The sequence below is a fragment of the Chitinimonas sp. BJB300 genome, from assembly GCF_002735695.1.
Lineage (GTDB): Bacteria > Pseudomonadota > Gammaproteobacteria > Burkholderiales > Chitinimonadaceae > Chitinimonas.
On record NZ_PDZH01000170.1, the window covers coordinates 1 to 6,204 of the forward strand.

At 53.4% G+C, this 6,204-nt stretch carries 7 protein-coding genes and 1 pseudogene; 3 read left to right on the forward strand and 5 right to left on the reverse strand.

Annotated features, from left to right (window positions below; translation table 11 throughout):
- Positions 1 to 121 precede the first annotated feature (121 nt).
- On the reverse strand, positions 122 to 301 hold the full coding sequence (locus CSQ89_RS19070) for a DEAD/DEAH box helicase (protein ID WP_099407640.1): 180 nt from the start codon (positions 299 to 301) through the stop codon (positions 122 to 124).
- A 295-nt stretch (positions 302 to 596) separates the two neighbouring features.
- On the opposite strand from CSQ89_RS19070, the gene tyrS reads away from it, so the two are divergent.
- Positions 597 to 1,871 carry a tyrosine--tRNA ligase gene (gene tyrS / locus CSQ89_RS19075; protein WP_099407641.1) on the forward strand — a complete coding sequence of 425 codons (1,275 nt, stop codon included), beginning with the start codon at positions 597 to 599 and terminating at the stop codon, positions 1,869 to 1,871.
- A gap of 99 nt (positions 1,872 to 1,970) precedes the next feature.
- On the opposite strand, the gene CSQ89_RS19080 is transcribed toward tyrS, so the two are convergent.
- From CSQ89_RS19080 to CSQ89_RS22990, 4 genes and pseudogenes are all read right to left on the reverse strand, one after another.
- Positions 1,971 to 2,786 carry a substrate-binding periplasmic protein gene (locus CSQ89_RS19080; RefSeq protein ID WP_158229052.1) on the reverse strand — a complete coding sequence of 272 codons (816 nt, stop codon included), beginning with the start codon at positions 2,784 to 2,786 and terminating at the stop codon, positions 1,971 to 1,973.
- Between the two features lie 110 nt (positions 2,787 to 2,896).
- Complete coding sequence (locus CSQ89_RS19085; RefSeq protein WP_158229053.1) at positions 2,897 to 3,775, reverse strand: substrate-binding periplasmic protein; 879 nt, start codon at positions 3,773 to 3,775, stop codon at positions 2,897 to 2,899.
- Between the two features lie 226 nt (positions 3,776 to 4,001).
- Positions 4,002 to 4,256: pseudogene (locus tag CSQ89_RS22985) on the reverse strand (transposase); the annotation flags it as partial.
- A gap of 15 nt (positions 4,257 to 4,271) precedes the next feature.
- Entirely contained in the window at positions 4,272 to 4,466 is a 195-nt protein-coding gene (locus CSQ89_RS22990) for a hypothetical protein (RefSeq protein ID WP_199065714.1), read from the reverse strand.
- 64 nt (positions 4,467 to 4,530) lie between these two features.
- On the opposite strand from CSQ89_RS22990, the gene CSQ89_RS19095 reads away from it, so the two are divergent.
- Positions 4,531 to 5,421 carry an alpha/beta hydrolase gene (locus CSQ89_RS19095; protein WP_099407644.1) on the forward strand — a complete coding sequence of 297 codons (891 nt, stop codon included), beginning with the start codon at positions 4,531 to 4,533 and terminating at the stop codon, positions 5,419 to 5,421.
- Positions 5,422 to 5,621: 200 nt separating this feature from the next.
- Positions 5,622 to 6,056, forward strand: a complete 435-nt coding sequence (locus CSQ89_RS19100; protein ID WP_099407645.1) for a MarR family winged helix-turn-helix transcriptional regulator — start codon at positions 5,622 to 5,624, stop codon at positions 6,054 to 6,056.
- Positions 6,057 to 6,204: the final 148 nt, after the last annotated feature.

A 6,204-nucleotide genomic window follows, 5' to 3' on the forward strand; every position in this document is an offset into this window, starting at 1 on the left:
ACCTACCATCGCCGACAAGCCCGTTGCTGTCGCCGCACCAAACGTGCTCAGCAAATAGTCGGTGTACAAATCGAGTTCTTTGTTCTTCATGGCGACAGGTTATCGTATGCACTGCGTAACATCAGATGGGTAAGCAAAAGGCTGCCGTCTTGCCCGAGCCGGTTTGTGCCTGCGCCAGGATATCCTGCCCGGCCAACACAGCAGGTATGGCTGCGGCCTGGATAGGTGTTGGCGTGTTAAATGACTGCTGGCTGATGGTATCGAGCAGCGCGGGCGATAAGCCCAGAGAAGCAAAAGACATTGAAAGCTGACTAAAGAAAAGTGAATAGGTGGCGGTGCGCTGGGGCAATGCCGGCCCGAGTCTATGGCCCACAAGCGAGGTAGGCAAGGCGTGCTATCGGAAGGATGTCGGATCTCACCTTGCCACCCATGCCGATCTTGCTACGCAGCCTTGGTACCACTCGTACTGATCGTGAACGGACTTTTTAAAAAGTCGTGTGTTATGAATTCCGTTGCGTTGACTTAAGCTAAAATCGCGCGTTTCTAAGTTATGCTGCGGTGCGCTTTTGGTGTACCGGCCCTGTGGAGAGTGCCCAATGTTTCAATCCCCCCTTATCCAGGATCTGCAAGATCGCGGTTTGATCGCGCAGGCGACCGATGCGCAAGCGCTCGATGAATTACTGGCTAAGGCGTCGGTGACCCTTTATTGCGGCTTTGATCCAACGGCAGACAGCCTGCATATCGGTAGCTTGGTACCCATCCTGGTGCTGAAGCGCTTCCAGCAAGCCGGCCATAAGCCTATCGCCTTGGTGGGCGGTGCGACCGGCATGATTGGCGACCCTAGCTTCAAGGCCACCGAGCGTAAGCTCAATACGCCGGATGTGATTGAGGGATGGGTAGCCAAGATTCGTGATCAAGTCGCGCCGTTTCTCAGCTTCGAGGGCAGCAATGCCGCGATGATGGCGAATAACCATGACTGGTTCGGTGCAATGAGCGTGCTGGATTTCCTGCGTGATATCGGCAAGCACTTCTCCGTTAATGCCATGATCAAGAAAGAAGCCGTACAGCAACGCATCAGCCGAGACGACCAAGGTATTTCGTTTACCGAGTTTTCCTACAGCCTTTTGCAGGGCTATGACTTTACCGAGCTGAACAAGCGTTTTGATTGCAAGCTGCAAATCGGTGGTTCAGACCAATGGGGTAACATCACAGCGGGTACCGACCTGACCCGTCGTTTAAATCAGCAACAAGTCTTTGGCTTAACCCTACCGCTGGTGACGAAGTCCGATGGCACCAAGTTCGGTAAGACCGAAACAGGCACCATCTGGCTGGATGCCAAGAAGACGTCGCCCTATGCCTTCTACCAGTTTTGGCTTAATACAGCCGATGCCGATGTCTACAAGTTCCTGCGTTACTTCAGCTTTCTGAGTGTGGCTGAGATTGCTGCGATTGAAGAAACCGATAAACAAAGCGGCAAAAAGCCGGAGGCCCAGCGTACCCTGGCTGAGCAGGTCACGGCCATCGTGCATGGCCCAGAAGCAGTGGTAGCTGCCCAGCGCATCAGCCAAAGTCTGTTCAGCGATAGCCTAGTGGCATTGACCGAGTCGGATTTCGAACAGCTAGCGCAGGATGGCATGCCCGGTGTGGTGCTGGAAAAGTCGGTTGGCGGTTTGATTGATGCCTTGGTGGCGGCTAACTTGGCCAAGTCCAAAAGCGAAGCGCGTACCTTTATCCAAAGCGGTGCCGTCAGCATCAATGGCGAGAAAGCCGAAACGCTGGACCATGCATTTGGTGAAGGCGAGCGGTTATTTGGGCGTTTTACCTTGTTGAAGCGGGGTAAGAAGAACTATGGATTGGTCAGTTGGCAATAAGCCAGTGTCCCAGCGCAGGCAAGACGAAAAAGGCGGAAGGAGATTCCGCCTTTTGCATATTGCAGACGTTAAAAGAGGACGCGCCTGACTACATGTCCCCTAGTCCGGGCTATTCATGAACTTATTGAGCGCCTTGGCTTCGCTTGCTTGGTACTCAGCCGATTGACGGTGCTTTGTGATGGCTTGCCAGATGGCGTTAATACGGTCGGATGCTTTGGCATAACTTTGCTTGTTGACGATAAGGTACAAAGCTTCAGAACGATAGGGTTTGGCTAGTGTACGAACCTTGCCTTTGAATCGTGAGTCATTGGTGGCCATCTTGACGGCGACTGGGCCCTGAATGATGACTGCCGAAGCGAGATTGGAAGTCAGTAGCCGCAGTAGTTCATCGGCATCCTTACTTTCGGCAGCATAAGGGACACCCTGTTGCTTCAGCCAGTACACAACCGAATAGCCGCGTTGGGTGGCAATGCTGCCAGTGAGATTCAGAAAACGCACGCCATCCCATTCAACCTTGCTCTCGGTGGTTGCGAAGAGGTAGAAGTGGTCGTGCCAAAGCATGGCATTCGTGTCTACCTTGCCATTTGTATCTCGTGGGTATTCAACAAAGTCATGCCTTTCGGGTACATCTGCCGCACCAACGACCCCATCAACAATACCGGCCCTAACTTCTTCGATACAGCGCTTCCAAGGTTTGCCGGAAAACACGAACTCCTCACCCAGCGAGTTGGCTACTTTACGCAGCAGGTCCATGGCCAAGCCGTGCCCATCACCATAAGTCCATGGCGGTTGGTCCACATCCTCGTAACAGAGGCGCAGTGGTGCGGCTTGGGTGGTTACGCCGATCACTAGTGCACATGTCACCGATAGCGTTTGCAACACCTTTTGAGTTTTGGAAGCTTTGAATAGGTGCATATACACACTTTGGCAGGTTCTAACCGTGGGCAGAGAAAGTTTGCTGGCGACGGTGGCTCGCCTCTTCCATGTGTAGCACATGGCGCTAAAAACCTTGCGGGTTTATGCGGTCATGGCCGCAAAAAGGCTTTCCGTGCCTTGGTCTCTGCAGCACGGTATTCTGGGGATTGGCGTTGTCGGGCAATGGATTGCCAGATGGCGTCAAAGCGTGCCGGTGCTTTGGCATAGCTCAACTTGCTTACAATGAAATATAAAGGTTCCGAACGATAGGGACGGGCCAGTACGCGAATCTTGCCCTTGAATCGCAAATCCGTTTGCACAAGCTTGACGGCTTCAGCCCCCTGGATGACACCAGCTTCGGCAACACCAATATTAATTAGCCGTAGCACTTCTTCTGCACTCTTGCTCTCGCTGGTAACGGGCAAGCCCTGGTCCTTCAACCAGGTAACTGACGAATAGCCCGCTTGTGCCGCTATCTGCCCATTCAGCTGATGAAACTGCTGACCATCCCATTCCACCGTGCTCTGCTCCAGCACGAAGATATTAAAATCATCATGCCATAGGCTGGCGGAGGGGTTGGTCTTGCCGTTTGCGTCTTTCGGGTATTCGCTGTAGACGCGCCGTTCCGGCAGTTCTACTGCGCCAACGACGGCATCTACAATGCCCAGTTTTACTTCGCCCAGGCACCGCTTCCACGGCTTGATGAAGAACTGGAATTCTTCGCCTAGTTCGTTGGCAACCTTGCGTAACAGGTCCAATGTCACGCCCTGACCATCAAGATAAGTCCAGGGCGGTTGGTCGATATCTTCATAACAAATGCGCAGCTGGGCAGCTTGTACGGTAGTAAATAACAAAACACCCAGCAGTAGCAGAGGGCGAAAGAACCAGTTCAGGACGGGGGACAATAGGGTTTGGGCGGAGTGAGTCGCAGCAGGGAAGCGAGTAGGCGCCTGAATTGAAAGGCTGACTAATGGGCTGAATAGCTGCATATAAGCGCTCGGGTAGGTTCTACCGCCCAAAGTAGGGGGTGCTGGAAGTAGTAGTCCAACCCTCCATGTGTAGCACATGGTTTGCCAAGCGGTTAGCGTTGCCAGCCAAACGAGATGTTCAATCGAGCCCGTGTCACCTTAGGGCGCCTCGAATAACCCGACTTTTTGACATTACAGCGGCGTAAGTCGACCTTGAGGTGCCTTCAGACAGCCCGTTCCGGAACTATCACTCGTCTTGCATCGCTTTCCCTCCTGAATTGACCATTTCCAGCCAATCCAGACGGATTCCGGGCATCAGAAGGCCTTCACGCCGGCTACCTTGAGATAGCACAAGCGTTGCAAGTTGTACCCCGCTATCTTCCCAGTACAGATTCAAGGTGGCGCGTGCCAACCCGATGCAACGTAGGGCTTTGCCCCCCATCTGCGCCAGACTCGCGAAGGTATGTTCGACACGGGCTCGGATCTTGGCAATCCGTCGATTGCGACGTTTCTGGCATTAGGACAAGGGCTTGTCCGCTCTGCCTTTACGCTGGGTGTGCATGCGCCAGCCTTGTCCAATGAGCCGAGCTTCACGCTCCCCATCCACATAGCCGCGATCAGCCCAAACGTCACGGCTGGTATTACCCTCGTCGAGTACGCGCTCAAAGTGCAAGGTGTCGTGCTCGCTGGCAAACAGACTGGATTTGATCATGATGGGAGGGCTGACTTTCCGATGTCAGAATCATACATGGATGGAAGATTTTTCGAGGTAGCACATGACCGTGCTTGCAGCAGGCAGTCCGGGGATGGAACGGACTACCCAGAAATTCCTTGATGGATTGGAGGCGGGGGGTGGCAAACTTTTGGAGACACTTTCCCTTGTAGAAGCGCGTGCTGTGCTGGCAGGGGCGCAAGCTAATGTCAAGTTGACTCTGCCCAGGGCGACCGTGTCGCAAAAGATTATTGAGCAGGATGGGCAGAAGGTTGACCTGACCATTGTGCGGCCCGATGGGGCAAAGGGCCTGACCCCGGTATTCGTGTTTGTCCATGGCGGTGGTTGGATTTTGGGTGACTTTCCTACCCATGAACGCCACGTGCGCGTTAATCAAATCTACGCTGCGACCAGATGGGTCAGCATGCATGGCAAGGAGATCAAAGTGGATGGTAGCCGGCTCGCCGTGGCTGGAAATAGCGTTGGCGGGGATATGGCAGCCGCGGTGAGTTTAATGGCGAAGGATAAAGGCGGACCGAAGATCAAGTTGCAACTGCTGCTGTGGCCTGTTACCGATGCCAACTTCGATAATGCTTCCTACAACCAGTTTGCCGAGGGCCATTTCTTGACTAAACCGATGATGAAGTGGTTCTGGGATGCCTATACAACCAACCCGGATGAGCGCAGGCAGATCTATGCCTCGCCGTTGCAGGCAACGACGGCTCAGCTGCAAGGCTTGCCCCTGGCGCTGATCCAGACGGCCGAGTTTGATGTGTTGCGTGATGAAGGCGAAATCTATGGGCGTAAGTTGGATGCAGCCGGTGTAGATGTCACGGTTACGCGTTACAACGGCATGATCCATGACTTTGGTCTGTTGAATGTGGTTAGCCAAACTCCGGCAACCCGTTCGCCTTTACGGCAAGCTTCTACAGAGTTGAAGAAGCACCTGCAATAAGAACCTGTTTGACGTCTTACGGCCACTGTAACATTCTGATTAAAAACGTCTGAGGAAAGTGCCGAAGACGCTACCAGCACAGCGACATTACACAGTGCAATGTTGCTGCGCCATACCTGTCTTTACCGATAGCGTTTGTCATCTTTATTGGTAGGCAAATAGTCAGTAGAGTAAGCGTCGGCCGACTCTATGGTTCAACCATGCCTCAATCCAAATTTCCTACCATCGACCAGCACCTCTGCTTTGCGCTGTACGCGACGTCCCTGCAAATGACGCAGCGCTACAAACCCATGCTTGATGCGCTGAACCTGACCTACCCCCAGTACTTGATATTGCTTGTGCTGTGGGAAAAAGAGGGGCTGGGCATCAAGGACCTGGCGGAGCGTCTGCAACAAGACCCCGGTTCCATTACCCCGCTGGTCAAACGGCTCGAAAGCAATGGCTATCTGAGTCGCCGCCGGGACGAAAACGATGAGCGCAGTTTGATCATTATGCTCACCGAGGCGGGTAATGCACTGCGTGCCAAAGCCAGTGAGATCAATTCAGCCATACAACAGATGTGTGATTTGTCTGACCCGGCAATGACCAAGTTGATTGGCGAGCTGGCAAAGTTACGAAAGAAGCGTATGCCGTGATGTCCCAACTTTGGATTATTTACTGATGTTACGCAGTGCATACGATAACCTGTCGCCATGAAGAACAAAGAACTCGATTTGTACACCGACTATTTGCTGAGCACGTTTGGCGCGGCGACAGCAACGGGCTTGTCGGCGATGGTAGGTG

What these genes read in the sequence shown, in the direction of transcription:
- CSQ89_RS19070 (WP_099407640.1), bottom strand. Translation starts at nt 301, where the DNA reads ATGTCTTTTGCTTCTCTGGGCTTATCGCCCGCGCTGCTCGATACCATC.
- tyrS (WP_099407641.1), top strand. Translation starts at nt 597, where the DNA reads ATGTTTCAATCCCCCCTTATCCAGGATCTGCAAGATCGCGGTTTGATC.
- CSQ89_RS19080 (WP_158229052.1), bottom strand. Translation starts at nt 2,786, where the DNA reads ATGCACCTATTCAAAGCTTCCAAAACTCAAAAGGTGTTGCAAACGCTA.
- CSQ89_RS19085 (WP_158229053.1), bottom strand. Translation starts at nt 3,775, where the DNA reads ATGCAGCTATTCAGCCCATTAGTCAGCCTTTCAATTCAGGCGCCTACT.
- CSQ89_RS22990 (WP_199065714.1), bottom strand. Translation starts at nt 4,466, where the DNA reads ATGATCAAATCCAGTCTGTTTGCCAGCGAGCACGACACCTTGCACTTT.
- CSQ89_RS19095 (WP_099407644.1), top strand. Translation starts at nt 4,531, where the DNA reads ATGACCGTGCTTGCAGCAGGCAGTCCGGGGATGGAACGGACTACCCAG.
- CSQ89_RS19100 (WP_099407645.1), top strand. Translation starts at nt 5,622, where the DNA reads ATGCCTCAATCCAAATTTCCTACCATCGACCAGCACCTCTGCTTTGCG.